Here is a 17,063-nt window from a genome sequence, read left to right as displayed (position 1 = left end):
CTTTAAAAATTTAATTTAATAACTTCTCTATTTCCATCTTTATAGATCACTTGCAATAAACCAACAAATCCATCAAAAAAAGAAATCTTACAAGTCGTGTTGCTATTATCAATCCTATTCTTTTCATATACAACATTCCCGCTCAAACTTATCAACCTCACTGTTTCCATCGATTTCAGAGCCTCTATGTAAATCGTTCCATCCTTTTGATTAATTTTCAAAGTAGAAACTGGATTTTCAGAACCCCCTTGTGGAGGGCGAGGAGTTTCTATAGTTCCGAATGTATTCCATTGAGGAGTGGCTTTATATAATTCCTCACATCCTTTTGGAACAAATAAAGTGCTATAACCAACATTGTCTTCAGTAAAAACTTCACCTTCCAATTCAGGAGGGGTTAATGCATCACAACTAAAATTTAAATTATAAGATGATGAATTTGAACGTGTTGGTACACTCCTACAAATGTCATCAAATGCATGCTCTCGGATTAGATGTACACTACTAGGAATATAGATTCTGGAACGAAAGTAACAATCTTGGAATGTATACCTGTTAATAATTTCAATATCCTCCAAATAACCAACTATAACTCCAGGAGCTATATGTACTATTTTCCCATCTTTTGAATAAACGAAGCCATTCTCTGATACTTGGCAAAAAGGATTTCCTTCACTAACTTCAAAGCACCTTTGAGTGGCTAATCCAAAAATATGATTTCCAATAATTGGAAACTTCCCTGTAATAATGAAATCGGATGGGCCATTATAAAATGCAGAATCGTTTATATGAGTCAATGTAGTTGGCAATGTCACTTTTTCAACCCAAGCTTCTGCAAATGCTTTTTTGCCTATGATTTTCGTTCCTTCCGGTATTATATATTCTTTATAGAACTTATCTGTAGGAAACTTTATCAATGTACTTCCATCTGCAGAAAAGATAACCCCATCAACCACTAAATTTTGAGCATACAATAAAGTACCCCAAAATATGAAAATCGAAAATTGCAATATTCTATTCATAATTCTTTCCGATTAAATTAATTAAAAGTTTAATTTGATAACTTCTCTATCTCCATCTTCATAAATAACCTGTAGTAAACCAAAAAATCCATTAAGAGAAGAAATATCACAAATCATATGACAACTATTCACCTGATTCTTTTCACGTACAATATTCCCATTTAGATTGATTAACCTTACCGTATCCAGCGACTTTAAAGCTTCTATATAAATTGCTCCATCCACACGATTAACTTTCAAAGAAGAAACCGAATCTTCAGAAATTCCTTGTGGAGGACGAGGAGTTTCTATAGTTCCAAATGTATTCCACTGAGGAGTGGCTTTGTATAATTCCTCAGATCCTTTTGGAACCAATAAAGTACTATTGCCAACATTGTTTTCAGTAAACACTTCACCTTCCAATTCGGGAGGAGTCAATGCATCACAAGCAAATTCGAAATTATAATACGAAGGCTCTGAACGTGTTGGCAAGGCAAGTTTAATATCATCAAAGGCATGCTCTCTAATCAAACGCACACTACCAGGAATATAAATAATTCCATAAGCAAAATAACAATCTTGAAATATATACCTGTCAATTATTTCAACATATCCTATATTCCCTGCCATATCCCCAAAAGCTATATGTACAGTTTTCCCATCTTTAGAATAAACAAAACCATCGTCCGATACTCGACAATAAGGATTGCTCTCAGTAACTTCAAAGCGCCTATCATTGGTCCAAACACGATTTCCAATAATAGGGAATTTCCCTGTAAGAATGAAATCAGATGGACCATTATAAAATGCAGAATCGTTTATATGAGTTAATGTAGTCGGGATTGTCACCTTCCCTATTTGAGCTCCTACAAATGCTTTTTTACCTATAATTTCAGTACCTTCAGGTATTATATATTCTTTATAAAACTTATCTGTAGGATACTTTATTAGAGTCTTTCCATCAGCAGAGAAGGTAACACCATCAACCACTACATTTTGAGAATACAATAAAGTACCCCAAAACATAAAAATCAAAAATTGTAATATTCTATTCATAATCACCTCACTTTTATTCGGTTAATATCATCTTTTTCGTATCAACTTCTTTGCCATCTACAATCAATGAATACATATACATTCCCGGAGTCAACTCATAGCCATTGATAGTTACCGAACCATTTCCTCGTGACTCAATATTGAGCTGTTTTATCTGTTTTCCTTGAAGGTTATAGATATGAATACTGGCTCTGGAAGATGTTTCAGGGATAAAGAAAGAAATAGTAGTCTGCTCCTTAAAAGGATTGGGTATATTGGAATAAAGTTTGGCTTTCAGCTTTTCATCCAGCAATGAGTTTACATCTGATTGTTCATCTACAGCACCAATAGCAGATCTGGTTTGAACGTTCTTAGATTGTCTTAATTCATCAATTTCGTTCTGCTGTTTATCTATTTCGTTTTGTTGTTCTTTGATGGCTTCCACTAATAAAGGAATAATTTCAGAATAAGCAATGGCTTTCTTTCCATTGGGTAATGTATAAACAGCTTCCGGGAATATTTCTTCCAATTCCTGAGCGATAAAACCGGACTTCTTTCTTTTCTTTTCAGCTTTTATCTTATTAACGATTTCAACCGGTACAGGAGACTGAGCGGATAAAGTATCTCTGGAAGAAACATCACTTTGAAGAGTGCTTGCAGTAGTCGATTCATCAGCCTGTTCCTTTAGCTTATAGGTAACACCTCTCATTTGTCTGATCGTATTCAGGCTATTATTTAATGAATTTATGTTTTCTTTATAAGATTCATCCGAAGCTGTCAATAAACTACCTTTAGAATAAACGTTTCCATCCCCAGTCACATAAAAAGTAAACTGACCACTTCTTCTCACAACATAAGCCACATCGGTATCCCGGTTTGAATAAACTTTTATTATATCACCAAAATCATGGGGAAACTTTGCATAAGCCATAAATGCAGATCTGTCGTAAGTATATATATTAATATATTCAGGAGTGTCTAATCCTATAGAAGGATCGGCTCCAAAACCAACACCACCATCTTTATTTATAGTTAGCCCTTGTTTTGCTACTCCTTCAAAATTTAAATAACCGTAATCTCCGTTAGAATATAATTTAAAAAGAAGAGGGTTAGTCAATGTGCTGTTATAAATAGTCAATCCTCCACCGGTCCCTATCTTTCCAATATCCAGAAGGCCATACTTGGGAGTAGTAGTGCCAATTCCAACTTTACCATTTGAAAGCACTTTTAATTGTGCATGACTCGCTGAACAGCAGAAGAAAAGAATAATTAAGATGAAAATTGCATTGTTAGTTTTCATGAGTGTGTGTTTTTAAAGTTATTAATAATAGTAATAGTTTAGTCCTAATTTCTCCTACTTAGTTAGGATCATTCTTTTCACATCAATCACATTTCCATCAACGATCAAAGAATACAAATACATACCTGCCTCCAGTTGGCTACCCGCCAAAGTAACAGAGCCCTCACCTTTTTGAGATAAAGTGAATTGCTCAATTTGTTTACCGCTCATATTATAGATAAGTAAATTGGCTTTTTGGGTATCTTGTGGAATAATATATTTGATCACCGTATTATCTGTAAAAGGATTAGGCATATTTTGAAATAATTCCGGTGCTATGATATCCCTGTACTCAGAAGAGGAGTCATCATCTCCACCTTTTGATACAGCCGCTCTCGTAAGGCCTTTATTTGATTTCAGATTATTCACTTCCATGGCCAACTCTTGGATAGATTGTACCAATAAAGGAATCATTTCAATATAATTAATGCTCAGTTCGCCTTGTGCATTTTCATACACCAGATCGGGATATACTTCTTTCAGTTCCTGCGCAACAAAGCCATAATGCGCTTTAGAATAAGCCTGAGCCTCTTCCACCGAAAGTTCCAAAGAACTAATTGCCAGGCTATCGCCTGCATTTCTAACCTTGGAAACATTCTGTGCGGCAGGTTGCTCTAAATTGTAGCGAACAGAATTCAACTGGCCGAGCTTATCTGTTACACTCATATCAGCAGCAGAAACCCTCGATAAAGGAGACAAGCTTTGCTGAGAAATAGCCGTAGGAGTTAATAGCTGGCCATAAATACTACCGGTCACGTATACATTGCCTCTGAAAAAGCCGGCATAACGCCCCGGAACAGATTCTCCCCAATCATAAGCATTGGAAGTGCCATATATACCCGCTCCATTAACAGAACCATCAAGAGCTCCTAAAACACCAAAGTTATACCCGGAAGTACAATTTCCAGCTCTTCCAAATACACCATAAGCCCGTCCGCCTCCCAAAGGAGAACCAGCAACGGTATATCCACGTGTACCTATATTGAAAGAATTTGCATTGGGCGTGGCATCTCCTGTTATACCGATCCCCCACCCACCGTTCGGTGCTATTCCTGTACGATGCACCATTATACCTCTTTTCGTTGATTCAACAAAAACATCACTTTCCGTATTACCATTCCCATTTACACTTATCGTAGATAAAGGAGTTACTCCACTTTTAACAGCAACATTACCATTAGGATTCACTGTTAATTGAGCAGATGCGAATGAACAGACAAACAGCAGACATGTAAAACATAAAATCTTTTTCATAAGTAAATGTATTTTAAGATTAAACATCCAAAATCAGTGATATGTATCAGAAATATAACAACAGCTAATAAACCTCTAAAGATAAACAAAATTCTATAATAACAAAGCAAAAAGATGTCTTAATACAAATAATTAAAAGAAACTTAAGTATCCCTCCTCCAGATTTCTTTCAACATCTATATTTCAGACATCTTCTTAAAATTGTCTTACAAGTATATAATAGTTATTTCATTGCTGATAAATTCACTTTTCCATACTTGTAACCATCTCCTAATTTCAATACTAACACCATAGTACTTTTTAAGTAGATATACATCATTATAACGAGAATTCAGCCCATAAAGCAGTAGTATCCCCCGTAACATCCAATCGATAATCACCAGCCTCTTCTGCATCTAAGTTTATAAATACCACCTCCGGCGTAGCAAAATTTTCAGAATAAACCACTTCGCCCGTAGAAGCATTAACTACTGTAATAATAACATCTTTAATAGAAGACGAAAAATCAAGACGCATCGTTTTCTCACACATGAAAGCCTTTACAGGAGTCTGTATTGGACTACGCAGTATTGTATCATCACTTGAATTAGAAGAATGCCCTCTTAAAGGGATCGAATACCATACCAGTCCATTCGTTACATCATCTTTTAAAACTTCTTCAGCTGCAACCGGCTGACTATACAATGCAGTAGAAATAATGAATAAAAAAAAGAATAATTTTGCCATAATATTTTTGTTTTATATTTACTGTCAAAATTACACGATTTATTCACAAATCAGGGCATAATACATGTGTAGTTATTTGTTAAAGTACAAACCTACAAACAACTGATTTACAATAAACTAATAAATAAAATAAAAATAGAAAAGTGTAATTTACATGAATACTCCTCCAATTTCAATCAATATGCCTTAATAAAAGTCTCTAAAGATGAAGAAGCATCTAACTCGGTTCTTTCAATCACCAGGTCACGCCGCTTATACATCATATTAATGGTACGGCCACAAAGACAAGCAATATCCGAATATTTAAATCCCATTTTCAGCAAACAACAGAAGTGAATATCATCTTTCTTCAACATAGGAAATTGATCGGACAATCTTATGGTAAAGTTATTAGTAACATCATCTAACTCTGATATTATCTTTCCCCAAAGCTTAATATCTATTCTTTCTTTTGATCCTTTCTCATCCTTATTTCTCTCTATCATTAAGGTCAAGCTCTTAAAGACGGGAAGAGCATGAATTAGTTTATCAAGCAAATTGTCTCTCTCAGCATATACCGTTTTTAATTGCCTATCCAATACATAGATCTTCGCTTTATCTCCTTCACACTGCCCTATAAGTTCGTGCAAACGTTGTATCTCAGCCAATTTATTATTAAAAAGTTCTTTCATCGAAGATCGCTCTTCATCCAATTGCATAAGTCTCTTACGATATTTTTGTCGTTTATATACAAAATAAATCAACGACAATAACAATATAGTAACAATGAAAGAGATAGCGAACCATTGCCACTTTGCAAGAGATTTATACTGAATAAGATAACGTTGGCTTATCATTCTTTCCAGACTCTTAATTGTTTTTACCGGATAAGATAAGGTAGAAGCCAAATTATCATAAACAAGACAAGAGTCTTTCCATTGAAGTGATTGAAGCAAAAGCCCTTTCTCTGCTGCCATATTACTAAGAAGGTTATATGCCCAATACTTTGTATGATAATTAGGAGAAAGTAAGCTCTTCTTTAAATAGAAATTTGCAGAATCATTCTGATTCAAATGATAAAAAGCATCACCCAATATTAAATAAGCATCTATCTTTTTAATAGAATCCGGTTGAGTATAAATATATTCTCGCCCAAGTTGTATAGCATCATCATATCGTTCCATATTACTATACAAAAATAACAATGAATTAGTAGCTGCTCGTTTTACAGACATATTGTTGTTACTTTCTGAATATTCAAAAGCTTTCAATAACTTTTGCTCAGCCTCCTCATAATAATCCTTACCTTTCTGAATAGCAATAGACGCTCGATTAATCAATATAAATGCCCAATACAAAGAGTCTTTCTTTGATAACGCCACTTCTTCTGCTCTCTGATAATAAGAATCAGCTTCATCAGGCAAATCATGCTCTTTTAAAAAATGCCCTAAATTAGCAGCAGACAAACAGATAAAATCAGAATCCTTCACACCCTCCGCCAATTGTAAAGCAATCAAGAATTCACCTACAGAAGCAGATACACTATCCATATCCTGATAAACCCGCGCCAGATAATAATGAGCTTTCATTCGCAAAACATCATTATTTCCCGAATCATAATAGTCCACTACTTTATACATCACTGAATCAGTAGTATGTTTTATGTAATTCTTGTCTTTGGCCTGCGTTAACAATAATGCATAATATGCCCTGTCTGCCTGTAAAAGTGTATCTGTATTATCAATGCTTTCAAGCAATAAAAGAGCGCTATCAGGATGATTTGCCATCAGTGAATCAGCATGTTGTAATACAACAAGTTGATTATTGCCACCGGAAAAGTGGCAAGAGGATAAAGAGAGTCCTACCAGGACAAATAAAATAGCGCGTCGTATATAATGATGTGTCATACCTGCAAATATAGAAAACCTTTAGTTATTTAAAGATAAATGCCTAAGAATATATTCTTTAAGGATATAAATTTATATACCTGAAAAGAAAGAAGGAGAGCGTATATACAAATGTAAATACAAGAGTTTAAGTTTCAAAACATCCGGATGTTCTCATACACAACATCCGGATGTTATAAATCAGAACATCCCCATGTTTTTATTCAAAACATCCGGATGTTTTGAAATCATCTCACAAGGAAGAAGTACAGAAGAATAACGACTCTTACAGCTATAAAGAACAGTTGTTTTACATGGTAAAAGTACATAAAATGCAAGTTCTCTAATAACTTTATCTCATCCTATAGCGTTCTCAATATATTTTGATGGTGGAACATGATAGAACTCTTTGAACTTCTTTCCGAAGTATTTGGCATCGCAATAACCTAATATTGTAGCTACCTCCGTAATACTGTATCGCTGTGCCGCGAGTAAGATTCTGGCTTTATCCATCTTAAAAGCAAGTACATAGTCTTCGGGGGCTTTCCCAATAATTTCCGTCATCTTACTATAGAATTTAGTACGACTCATACCCATGTCTTCACCGAGCATTTTTATCGTATACTTTCTTTCAAAAAGATTCTTCTCCAAAAGTTCTTGTACTTTATTCATAAACCGGATATTATCGTCATCCGTCATAGCTATCTTGGGAATAACGGTAGAAGAACTCTTTGCCAGAAGCCTTTTGATATGTTCACGTCGTGAAGTATGTCTGGCTATGAGTATCCGAATATCTGCTTTGAGCTTACATATATTAACCATACGCAACTCCAACTTATCAGCACCACAATGAATGTGTGCAAGGTAGCTTTCATTATCGTCAGAACTTATCAAAAGGACAACAGGAATATTAGACATGTTGATATCCGACTTTATTTGAGAGCAGAGTTCATCTCCATATATACCATTGACAGTTTCATCAATAATAATAGCATCCGGAACAGCTTGACTGGAGAAAGAGAGAAACCGTTCCGGTTCTTCAAGAGTCGTTATCCGAAAAGAACGTGAGAGCACCTCGTTCAGATATTCACTTAGCTCTTTATCTGCCATCACCAATAGAACAGATGGAGCTTTATCGGACTCCAGCGACAATTTTATATCGTCAATTTCACCCTCACCGTTAGAACGGATAACTTTACAACTCTTCTCTGCACAGTTTTCTGCCACCGGATGTTCCGTCATATTACAAGTGCAACTTATAGGAACAGTAATTTGAAAAGTAACTATCCGCCCACGACTACTCCCCACCAGTTTACCACCATGCAAGCGGATTATCTTTCTTATGAATCGAAGATTTCCGCAACAATGTACCAACGTCAGTCCGGAGATCGGCGTAAACATTCTCTTGTCATTACCTTCACACTTTGGACAATTGCTTATTCTCAGACTCCAACGATTGCTAAGACGTGACACTCCAATATTTATACAACCATCGCAAGGAGTAATATCAATTATTTTGTTCAGTAGACACTGAAGAGCAGCAGTCATAGCTGTTTCATTCACCCGGCAATTAAAATAAGTAAAATTTTTACTGACATTCAATTGTACACGATGCATATTTGCATATGCACGACATTGGTTGGTGACCAAATTCAGATAAGTATAAAGTTCAAACTCTGTAGTACTGAATCCGGAATCTATTTCTTCTTTCATTTTATTGAATGCAATAACATTTTTATGACAGCTTATGACATAATTAGTGTGTCCGAGTGCCCGCTTTACTTTATCTGCTACAGCCTCAGGAATATTATCAGAAGTAATATCCTCCAACAGGTGCTGTATAAGTGTCATCGGAGTTTGGGCCTTATCAATTATACTCAGTGAAATGCCTAACTTTTCATGGGAAAGTAATTGTTTGTTATGTACCATCCTATCATATGCTACCAGGGATATAAATATTCCTATCATCAGCCCTTCAACGGGATACAATAATAATGTTGGCCATAAAGATTCCAAAATAATGGAAACTACCTGACATTGGTCTGTAAGGTATTTTCCACCTTCCAGCTGAACAGAGATTAGAGGATTAGGATAAACATTAACGGGTCCTGCACTCAGCAAAACAAATAGTACAATTATAGAATTAAGTATCATATGATTAAGTAAATATTAAATTATTTATTCCTCAAGAAAGCTGTGATCTCCTACGTCATATTATCTAAGGATGATTTCTTCGTACTCTTCCGATGCAAGTATATGGCTTTTTATACAGCCGGGATGGGCGCTATCTTTCAAAATATATAGGTAATATTTACCCGAGAGATATTTTGTGGTGGTTTTAAAAATGTAAAGAATTTCCAGAATAGGTGAATGATTATGGCCCAATTTCGAAAAAGTATAGCTTTGAAAACTGAGTTTTAAAATTATGACTTATCAACGGGATAAATATAAAATACAAGTGGAATTTTATGTTAAAGGGAGGGCTGATATTTCATTGTCTATCAGACAAATAGAAATATAGAGCCTTGTAATGGTATGTAGTTTCACTTAATTGATATCTTGTATTTGTATCTGAATATTTTCAATTTATCTCTTAAAAAAAGAAAAAGTAAAAGAGATATTTTATAGTAACAAATATATATAAGAGGAAGAGGAGAAGGGTATTAAAGAAACATATCGAAGTATCAGAGATTCTCTTAAAAAAGAAGAGAGCCGCCTTCTATAGCCTATGGCATAGAAGAGCGGCTCTCTATAAATAAATAGCTGTAAAGCTATGCTGATTTACAAGCCGAAGGCAGCTTTCACTTTGTCTACATAGTCCAGTTTCTCCCAAGTGAAAAGCTCTACTTCAATAGTCTTAGTGGGCTGATAACGAGAAGAGAAAGTCTTGGTTACCACACGGGGCTCACGTCCCATATGTCCATAAGCAGCAGTTTCGCTGTAGATAGGATTGCGTAACTTCAAACGTTCTTCAATAGCTTTCGGACGAAGATCAAATAATTCGTCAATCTTTTTAGCTATTTCACCGTCACTCATCTTCACATTACTGCGTCCGTAAGTATCTACATAAATATTGATAGGACGAGCCACACCAATAGCATAAGACACTTGCACGAGCATTTCGTCGGCCACACCGGCAGCAACCAGATTCTTAGCAATATGACGGGCAGCATAAGCAGCGCTACGGTCTACCTTGCTGGGATCCTTGCCAGAGAAAGCACCACCACCGTGTGCACCTTTACCACCATAGGTATCTACAATGATCTTACGCCCTGTAAGACCTGTATCGCCATGAGGACCGCCGATAACAAACTTACCGGTTGGATTCACATGATAAATGATATTGTCATTAAACAAAGCTAATACGTCTGCATGATGAATAGAAGCAATCACACGGGGCATCAATATCTCGATAACATCTTTACGGATGATAGCAAGCATCTCTTCGTCAGCCTTCAACTGAGCCTCTGCAGAGTCGTCTGCCGGCTGGATAAAGTCGTCGTGCTGGGTAGATACCACAATTGTATCAATGCGTACGGGTTTACCGTTGTCATCATATTCAATAGTCACCTGGCTCTTGGCATCGGGGCGGAGATAGGTCATTTCTTTCCCTTCGCGACGAATATCTGCCAAAACAAGCAGGATACGATGTGCTAAATCAAGAGAAAGCGGCATGTAATTTTCCGTTTCGTTAGTAGCATAACCAAACATCATTCCCTGGTCGCCTGCACCCTGATTCATCGGGTCTTCGCGTTCTACGCCACGGTTGATGTCGGCACTTTGCTCATGAATAGCAGAGAATACACCACAGGAATTACTTTCAAACATGTACTCACCTTTGGTGTAACCGATTTTCTTAATTACTTCACGTGCTACAAGCTGTAAGTCAATGTATGCACTGGTTTTCACTTCTCCTGCCAGCACTACCTGTCCGGTAGTCACTAAGGTTTCGCAAGCTACTTTCGAACTGGGGTCAAATGCCAACAGTTTGTCAAGTACAGCGTCCGATATTTGATCGGCCACTTTGTCGGGGTGTCCTTCAGACACCGATTCGGACGTGAATAAATATCCCATTTTAATTAAAAATTAAAAGTTGAAAATTGAAAATTAAAAATCAAATGAGAAAAGACAGGATGAGTAGGGGAGTGCCATCCGGCACACAGAAAGGAATGTTGTTTTAGCATTTTTTTCTGTGGTTGCAAGCTACTCAAATCTTTCCACATTTCATTTCGGATGCAAAGGTAGAGATTATTTCTGATTAATTACTAACTTTGGTCCATATTAACATCATTTTCGTATGAAGAAGAGAATAAAAAGAGTACTTATTTTGCTGGCATACATCGGAGTAACGATAGGAATCTATTATGTCATTTGCATGCTGATGCACAAGCCATTTACAGAGCTACATTATCTATATGCAGCATTAATAGGATGCATCGCCTATCTTCCTCAGTTTATTGCGGAGAAAAAGAAGAAGTAAAAAGTTCTTTCATTGTTTTGTGAAGCACAGGATGCATCACATCGGGAGCAATCTCCGCCAGAGGTTCCATTACAAACCGGCGTTCGACCATTAGAGGGTGGGGGAGAATTAATCCTTCTTCATCCATAATTGTATCGCCATAAAGCAGCAAATCGATATCTATAAGCCGATCTGAATATACTCCACCCATAGACTTACTTGTACGCCCCAACTCCCGTTCTATCGCCTGAGTTTCCTTCAATACCTCCAAAGGCCGGAGAGGGGTCTCTACACAAACTACAGCATTCAAAAAACTATTATCAGAAGCAAATCCCCAGGGAGCAGTCACATAAAAAGCGGAAAGGGAAACAATCTTCCCTATCCGCTCTTCTATTTTTTGTACAGACATCCGGAGATTCTGCTCTTTATTTCCTAAATTAGTTCCAAGCCCTAAATAAACCATGATAATGAGTGATTAGCGATGAGTGATTAACGATTAGCGATGAGTGATTAGTGATAAGCATACGCCGCATGGCACTAATCACTTATCACTAATCACTAATCGTTATTTTCCTAGTCTATAATCAACATTGCATCCCCATAGGTACCAAAACGGTAGCCTTCCTTCATTGCCACATGATAAGCATCCATTACCTGATCATATCCGCCAAAAGCGGCTACAATCATCAACAGGGTAGACAATGGCATATGGAAATTAGAGATCATCGCATTGGCTACTGTAAATTCATACGGTGGGAAAATAAACTTATTTGTCCAGCCTTCGTATTCCTTCAGATGTCCGTCTGTGCTTACAGTACTCTCGATAGCACGCATTACAGTAGTACCTACGGCACATACATTTCTACCCAGGTCTTTGGCACGATTCACCGTTTTTACAGCTTCGCCGGTAACAAACATCTGCTCCGAATCCATTTTGTGCTTGGTAAGGTCTTCTACGTCAATATCACGGAAGTTACCCAAACCTGCATGCAATGTGATATAAGCAAAATCAATGCCTTTAATTTCCATCCGTTTCATCAATTCACGGCTAAAATGCAAACTGGCAGTAGGCGCCGTTACAGCTCCTTCGTTCTTTGCAAAGATAGACTGGAAGCGTACCGCATCTTCTTCTTCTACCGGACGATTAATGATAGAGTGGGGCAGCGGGGTTTCGCCCAACGCATAGAGTGCTTTCTTAAATTCGTCATGAGGACCATCATAGAGGAAACGCAATGTACGCCCACGTGAAGTGGTATTATCGATTACTTCGGCCACCATTGAATCATCGTCACCAAAATAAAGTTTATTTCCGATACGGATTTTACGGGCCGGATCTACCAATACATCCCACAGACGAAGTTCTTCATTCAGCTCGCGCAATAAGAACACTTCGATACGTGCACCGGTTTTCTCCTTATTACCATACAAACGAGCCGGGAATACCTTCGTGTCATTGAAAATAAACACATCCTTATCATCAAAATAATTCAAGACGTCTTTAAACATCTTATGTTCAATCTCACCCGTTTTACGGTGGAGTACCATTAAACGCGATTCATCTCTGTACTTCATCGGATGCAGAGCTATTTTATCCTCTGGTAACTTAAATTTAAATTGTGACAGTTTCATATCTATTCTCCTTATTACGTTAATTATCTTCTGTTATTTCAATCTCTTGCTGGTCTATCCAGTCTGCAAAGCGTTCGGGATCAAGACAATCCTCCAATCTAACCTCACCTACACGGGTACGAACCAATCCTGTCAGATGGGCACCGCTATGAAGCGCTTCACCAATATCACGGGCCAATGCACGAATATAAGTTCCCTTACTACAAACCACCCGGATTTTTATCTCCATCTTCTCCAAATCACATGCCAGTAACTCTATCTCGTCAATGGCCAGCAATTTAGGCTTCAATTCGACCTCCTGCCCTTTACGTGCCAGATCGTAAGCACGGGCACCATCTACCTTACAGGCCGAGAAAGCCGGAGGAATCTGCTGAATCTCTCCCAAAAACTGTTTCAATGCTTCTTCGATCTTCTCACGGGTTATATGCTCCGTGGGATAAGTTGCATCGATCTCATGTTCCAGGTCATAAGACGGAGTAGTAGCTCCCAATTGTATGGTAGCAATATACTCTTTAGTATGATACTGAAACTCTTCTATTCTCTTAGTCGCCTTACCTGTACATACAATCATGACTCCCGTAGCCAGAGGATCTAACGTACCTGCATGTCCCACTTTCAATTTCTTTACTTTCATCCTCCGACAGATGTGATAACGTATGTGGCCTACCACTTTAAACGATGTCCATCCCAGAGGTTTATTGAAAAAAAGTACTTCTCCTTCTTTAAAATTCATTAAGCAATCTCTAAATTATATCCACACATCAACAGCACTAAAATTGTTCCTCCTACGATAATACGATACCAACCGAAAGCTTTGAATCCATACTTTGTAACAAAACTAATAAAGAACTTAATGGCCAACAACGCCACTACAAAAGCAACCACATTACCAATGATCAAGGCAGACATATTATTCATTAATACTTCTGTTCCGCCATCCAAAAAGAGTTTCAGCACCTTATATCCGGTAGCCGCAAACATAGTAGGAACAGCTAAAAAGAAAGAAAATTCGGCAGCATCCTTTCGTGTCATCTTCTGGGCCATTCCACCCACGATAGTAGCCATTGAACGCGAAACACCCGGTATCATAGCAATACACTGGAACAATCCGATATTAAATGCTTTCTTTTCCGTCATCTTAAAGTCCTTGTCACTTTTAGAAAATATCTTGTCACAAAACAGCATAAATATACCACCTATCACAAGCATTACTGCTACCACTACCACACTCTCCAACAAAGCATCTATTTCGTCACTAAACAATAGGCCAAGAACTGCCGCAGGGATAAATGCCACCAAAAGCTTCCAATAAAAATCAAACTTATGCAAAAAGCGTTTAAGAGCCGAAGCACACTCAGGCAATGGGGTATGATTTAAACGGAAAAAACGCTTCCAGTAAAGGCAAACTACCGAAAGAATAGCGCCAAACTGAATAATCACTGTAAACGCTTTTACAAATTCGGTACTTTCCACCCCCAACAAAGCCTGTGTTATAATCATATGTCCGGTGGAGGAAACAGGCAAAAACTCAGTCAGTCCTTCTACAATAGCAATAATAATAGTTTGTATCGTCGTTAAATCTCCCATACTTATTCTTCTATTTTGGTTTTAGGTTTGCGCAACACTGCGTATATCATAAAAATAAAGCCCAGGAAGCAAACTACCGGTGCTACTTTTATTCTTCGTACACTGAAAATATCCGGTTCAAAAACGGTCTCTGTAGAAGAAGGCCCCGTCATAAGAATAAAACCAATAATTACTACCGCCATTCCGATAGCAAGTAAAATGAAATTGGTCTTGTCAAAGGCAAATTTTTGTTTGTCAGCCATAATGTTATTTACTATTTACGATTTACAATTTACGATTGAAATTACACGCTGTGTTATATGTAATACAGCGTACTGGCTTTCATCCTCAAGTATTTATTGATAGACAAATAAGCACACAGGAACGTAATCACGACACCAAATATCAATACCGAACCGGAAACCAATAACATCACTTCAGGAGTTATCACACGAATCAGTTCCGGTTCATAAGACACCAACCAATAGGCAGTTCCCATCAGGATAGCATCGGCCATGATACCTGCCAACACACCACTCCATATGTTCCGTCGTAAAAACGGACGACGGATAAAGCCCCAGCTGGCTCCCACTAACTTCATAGTATGAATGAGAAAACGCTTGGAATAGATGGCCAAACGTATGGTATTGTTGATCAAAGCGAAAGAAATGAGAGCTAATACCACTGCTAAAGCAAGCAGTACAAGACTGATATTCCGTATATTATCGTTCACCAAATCAATTAATTCGCGCTGATAGAGCACATCCTGTATATTGGTGTTCTTCTTTATCATTTTCTCTATCTTGGCAATACTGTCCGAATTAGCATAGTCAGAATGCAGTTTGATCTCAATAGAAGCAGTAAAGGGATTATAACCTAAGAACTCTTCCGGATCAGTTCCCATGGCTTCACTCTGCTCTTTCAGAGCTTGTTTCTTTGATATGTATTCTGTTTGCTTCACAAAAGGCTCTTTATCCAGCTTCTTCTGCAACTTTAGAATATCAGCCTCTTTCATATCATCACTGATGAGAACTGAAAAATTAATATTTTCACGGACATAGATAGAAAGATTATGCGCCCCCAGAACAAAAAACACAACGAGTCCCAACAACAACAATACCAACGTAGTACTGATACTGGACGTTATGAATTGCATGTCGAAATAAGACACCGAATTATTTTTGTTTTTATTCTTCATCAGCGTTTTTTTCTAAATACGTAAATCATAGAACTACTTCTCTCTTTCTTCGTTAAGGTACCAAGCCATGCCATTGTTCCTACCCACATACCCTTCATAAAAGGGAAAGAACTACCCCGGTGCTTTTCACTCAACATTGATACATAAAATGCATCAAACGGCATCGGATGGCGTGCTGCCATAATAAAACCATGTTTGGAAGCAAATTGCTGTATTGTAACCGGAGTGAAATGCCATAAATGACGGGGTACATCATACGCCGCCCAATATTTGCCATACTTAACGGCATCATACGAAGAGCAGTTAGGTACAGCCACAATAAGAACACCTCTGTCTGATAAAAGCTCCCGAAGACGTTCCCAGGTTTCATCAAGATGTTCCAGATGTTCCATCACATGCCACAAAGTAATCACGTCAAATGAACCCGCTTCGAATTCCTGCAATTCTTCTTCCGCCTTCACATCCAGTCCGAAATGCTCTTGGGCAAACATACGTGCCTGAGCATTCTTTTCGATAGCTTCCACTTTCCAGCCACGTTGCTCCATCGTTGAAGCAAAATAACCGGTTCCTGTACCGATATCAAGCAAACGTCCTGATTTGCGATGAGACTCTTTGGCTACAAGACGTGCCTTCTTACCCAACATGTACTTACGTACCTGATGGTAAATAGCGTTCATTGCCCCTTTTTTTGTATCAGAATGGGAAATATAATCGGGAGTTTCATAATAGCGTCCTATTTCTGCTTCTACAGGAACACCCTGTGTGAAAGTAAATCCGCAGTCCTCACAGGAAAGCACATCAAACTGTTCACCCGATGCATAGTAATCCGTACAAGTCATGACACGCTTCAAGTGCGTGCCACCGCATAGCGGACAAGCATTTATAGAGAGTTTATTCATTGATTATTGCCATAAATTAAGTGCGGCATTGAGTCACAAGACCGCACTTCACCCGAATTTGGTGCAAAGAAACAAATAAAAAGTGATGTAAGGTA

Annotated in this window: 16 protein-coding genes; 1 reads left to right on the top strand and 15 read right to left on the bottom strand. The window is 37.7% G+C overall.

The window, feature by feature from the left end:
• Positions 1-2: 2 nt before the first annotated feature.
• The 8 genes from K8P02_RS18710 to metK all read right to left on the bottom strand — a co-directional run bounded on the left by K8P02_RS18710 (position 3) and on the right by metK (position 11,291).
• Positions 3-1,019: a leucine-rich repeat protein gene (locus K8P02_RS18710; RefSeq protein ID WP_025866678.1), complete on the bottom strand. Its 1,017-nt coding sequence runs from the start codon at positions 1,017-1,019 to the stop codon at positions 3-5.
• A 21-nt stretch (positions 1,020-1,040) separates the two neighbouring features.
• A complete protein-coding gene (locus K8P02_RS18705) occupies positions 1,041-2,054 on the bottom strand; it encodes a leucine-rich repeat protein (protein ID WP_025866677.1) in 1,014 nt (337 codons plus the stop codon).
• 13 nt (positions 2,055-2,067) lie between these two features.
• Entirely contained in the window at positions 2,068-3,333 is a 1,266-nt protein-coding gene (locus tag K8P02_RS18700; RefSeq protein WP_025866676.1) for a tail fiber domain-containing protein, read from the bottom strand.
• 54 nt (positions 3,334-3,387) lie between these two features.
• Positions 3,388-4,626 (bottom strand): T9SS type A sorting domain-containing protein, encoded by a 1,239-nt coding sequence (locus K8P02_RS18695; RefSeq protein ID WP_223381679.1) that lies wholly within the window; start codon positions 4,624-4,626, stop codon positions 3,388-3,390.
• A gap of 318 nt (positions 4,627-4,944) precedes the next feature.
• On the bottom strand, positions 4,945-5,352 hold the full coding sequence (locus tag K8P02_RS18690) for a DUF3244 domain-containing protein (protein ID WP_025866675.1): 408 nt from the start codon (positions 5,350-5,352) through the stop codon (positions 4,945-4,947).
• A 176-nt stretch (positions 5,353-5,528) separates the two neighbouring features.
• Entirely contained in the window at positions 5,529-7,238 is a 1,710-nt protein-coding gene (locus K8P02_RS18685) for a tetratricopeptide repeat protein (protein WP_025866674.1), read from the bottom strand.
• Positions 7,239-7,574: 336 nt separating this feature from the next.
• Positions 7,575-9,371, bottom strand: coding sequence for a helix-turn-helix domain-containing protein (locus K8P02_RS18680; protein ID WP_025866673.1), 1,797 nt, complete (start codon positions 9,369-9,371; stop codon positions 7,575-7,577).
• 627 nt (positions 9,372-9,998) lie between these two features.
• Entirely contained in the window at positions 9,999-11,291 is a 1,293-nt protein-coding gene (gene metK, locus K8P02_RS18675; protein WP_007483177.1) for a methionine adenosyltransferase, read from the bottom strand.
• Positions 11,292-11,514: 223 nt separating this feature from the next.
• On the opposite strand from metK, the gene K8P02_RS18670 reads away from it, so the two are divergent.
• Complete coding sequence (locus tag K8P02_RS18670) at positions 11,515-11,697, top strand: hypothetical protein (RefSeq protein ID WP_081768103.1); 183 nt, start codon at positions 11,515-11,517, stop codon at positions 11,695-11,697.
• On the opposite strand, the gene folK is transcribed toward K8P02_RS18670, so the two are convergent.
• The 7 genes from folK to K8P02_RS18635 all read right to left on the bottom strand — a co-directional run bounded on the left by folK (position 11,672) and on the right by K8P02_RS18635 (position 16,968).
• Positions 11,672-12,139 (bottom strand): 2-amino-4-hydroxy-6-hydroxymethyldihydropteridine diphosphokinase, encoded by a 468-nt coding sequence (gene folK, locus K8P02_RS18665; protein ID WP_002558533.1) that lies wholly within the window; start codon positions 12,137-12,139, stop codon positions 11,672-11,674. The two genes, K8P02_RS18670 and folK, sit on opposite strands and share 26 nt — an antisense overlap.
• A 110-nt stretch (positions 12,140-12,249) precedes the next feature.
• Positions 12,250-13,305: a tRNA preQ1(34) S-adenosylmethionine ribosyltransferase-isomerase QueA gene (queA, locus tag K8P02_RS18660; protein ID WP_002558532.1), complete on the bottom strand. Its 1,056-nt coding sequence runs from the start codon at positions 13,303-13,305 to the stop codon at positions 12,250-12,252.
• 19 nt (positions 13,306-13,324) lie between these two features.
• Positions 13,325-14,038, bottom strand: coding sequence for a tRNA pseudouridine(55) synthase TruB (gene truB / locus K8P02_RS18655; RefSeq protein WP_007483172.1), 714 nt, complete (start codon positions 14,036-14,038; stop codon positions 13,325-13,327).
• Positions 14,038-14,892: an undecaprenyl-diphosphate phosphatase gene (locus K8P02_RS18650; protein ID WP_025866671.1), complete on the bottom strand. Its 855-nt coding sequence runs from the start codon at positions 14,890-14,892 to the stop codon at positions 14,038-14,040. Before K8P02_RS18650 ends, truB begins: the two co-directional genes overlap by 1 nt.
• A 2-nt stretch (positions 14,893-14,894) precedes the next feature.
• A complete protein-coding gene (locus K8P02_RS18645; protein WP_025866670.1) occupies positions 14,895-15,134 on the bottom strand; it encodes a DUF3098 domain-containing protein in 240 nt (79 codons plus the stop codon).
• Positions 15,135-15,187: 53 nt separating this feature from the next.
• Entirely contained in the window at positions 15,188-16,069 is an 882-nt protein-coding gene (locus K8P02_RS18640) for a cell division protein FtsX (RefSeq protein WP_007483168.1), read from the bottom strand.
• On the bottom strand, positions 16,069-16,968 hold the full coding sequence (locus K8P02_RS18635) for a methyltransferase domain-containing protein (protein WP_007483166.1): 900 nt from the start codon (positions 16,966-16,968) through the stop codon (positions 16,069-16,071). The genes K8P02_RS18640 and K8P02_RS18635 overlap by 1 nt, the downstream gene beginning before the upstream one ends.
• Positions 16,969-17,063 lie beyond the last annotated feature (95 nt).

Origin of the sequence: Bacteroides nordii, assembly GCF_019930665.1 — a bacterium.
Classification (GTDB): Bacteria; Bacteroidota; Bacteroidia; order Bacteroidales; family Bacteroidaceae; genus Bacteroides; species Bacteroides nordii.
This window is presented reverse-complemented; position numbering and strand designations above follow the sequence as displayed.

What these genes read in the sequence shown, in the direction of transcription:
- K8P02_RS18710 (WP_025866678.1), bottom strand. Translation starts at nt 1,019, where the DNA reads ATGAATAGAATATTGCAATTTTCGATTTTCATATTTTGGGGTACTTTA.
- K8P02_RS18705 (WP_025866677.1), bottom strand. Translation starts at nt 2,054, where the DNA reads ATGAATAGAATATTACAATTTTTGATTTTTATGTTTTGGGGTACTTTA.
- K8P02_RS18700 (WP_025866676.1), bottom strand. Translation starts at nt 3,333, where the DNA reads ATGAAAACTAACAATGCAATTTTCATCTTAATTATTCTTTTCTTCTGC.
- K8P02_RS18695 (WP_223381679.1), bottom strand. Translation starts at nt 4,626, where the DNA reads ATGAAAAAGATTTTATGTTTTACATGTCTGCTGTTTGTCTGTTCATTC.
- K8P02_RS18690 (WP_025866675.1), bottom strand. Translation starts at nt 5,352, where the DNA reads ATGGCAAAATTATTCTTTTTTTTATTCATTATTTCTACTGCATTGTAT.
- K8P02_RS18685 (WP_025866674.1), bottom strand. Translation starts at nt 7,238, where the DNA reads ATGACACATCATTATATACGACGCGCTATTTTATTTGTCCTGGTAGGA.
- K8P02_RS18680 (WP_025866673.1), bottom strand. Translation starts at nt 9,371, where the DNA reads ATGATACTTAATTCTATAATTGTACTATTTGTTTTGCTGAGTGCAGGA.
- metK (WP_007483177.1), bottom strand. Translation starts at nt 11,291, where the DNA reads ATGGGATATTTATTCACGTCCGAATCGGTGTCTGAAGGACACCCCGAC.
- K8P02_RS18670 (WP_081768103.1), top strand. Translation starts at nt 11,515, where the DNA reads ATGAAGAAGAGAATAAAAAGAGTACTTATTTTGCTGGCATACATCGGA.
- folK (WP_002558533.1), bottom strand. Translation starts at nt 12,139, where the DNA reads ATGGTTTATTTAGGGCTTGGAACTAATTTAGGAAATAAAGAGCAGAAT.
- queA (WP_002558532.1), bottom strand. Translation starts at nt 13,305, where the DNA reads ATGAAACTGTCACAATTTAAATTTAAGTTACCAGAGGATAAAATAGCT.
- truB (WP_007483172.1), bottom strand. Translation starts at nt 14,038, where the DNA reads ATGAATTTTAAAGAAGGAGAAGTACTTTTTTTCAATAAACCTCTGGGA.
- K8P02_RS18650 (WP_025866671.1), bottom strand. Translation starts at nt 14,892, where the DNA reads ATGGGAGATTTAACGACGATACAAACTATTATTATTGCTATTGTAGAA.
- K8P02_RS18645 (WP_025866670.1), bottom strand. Translation starts at nt 15,134, where the DNA reads ATGGCTGACAAACAAAAATTTGCCTTTGACAAGACCAATTTCATTTTA.
- K8P02_RS18640 (WP_007483168.1), bottom strand. Translation starts at nt 16,069, where the DNA reads ATGAAGAATAAAAACAAAAATAATTCGGTGTCTTATTTCGACATGCAA.
- K8P02_RS18635 (WP_007483166.1), bottom strand. Translation starts at nt 16,968, where the DNA reads ATGAATAAACTCTCTATAAATGCTTGTCCGCTATGCGGTGGCACGCAC.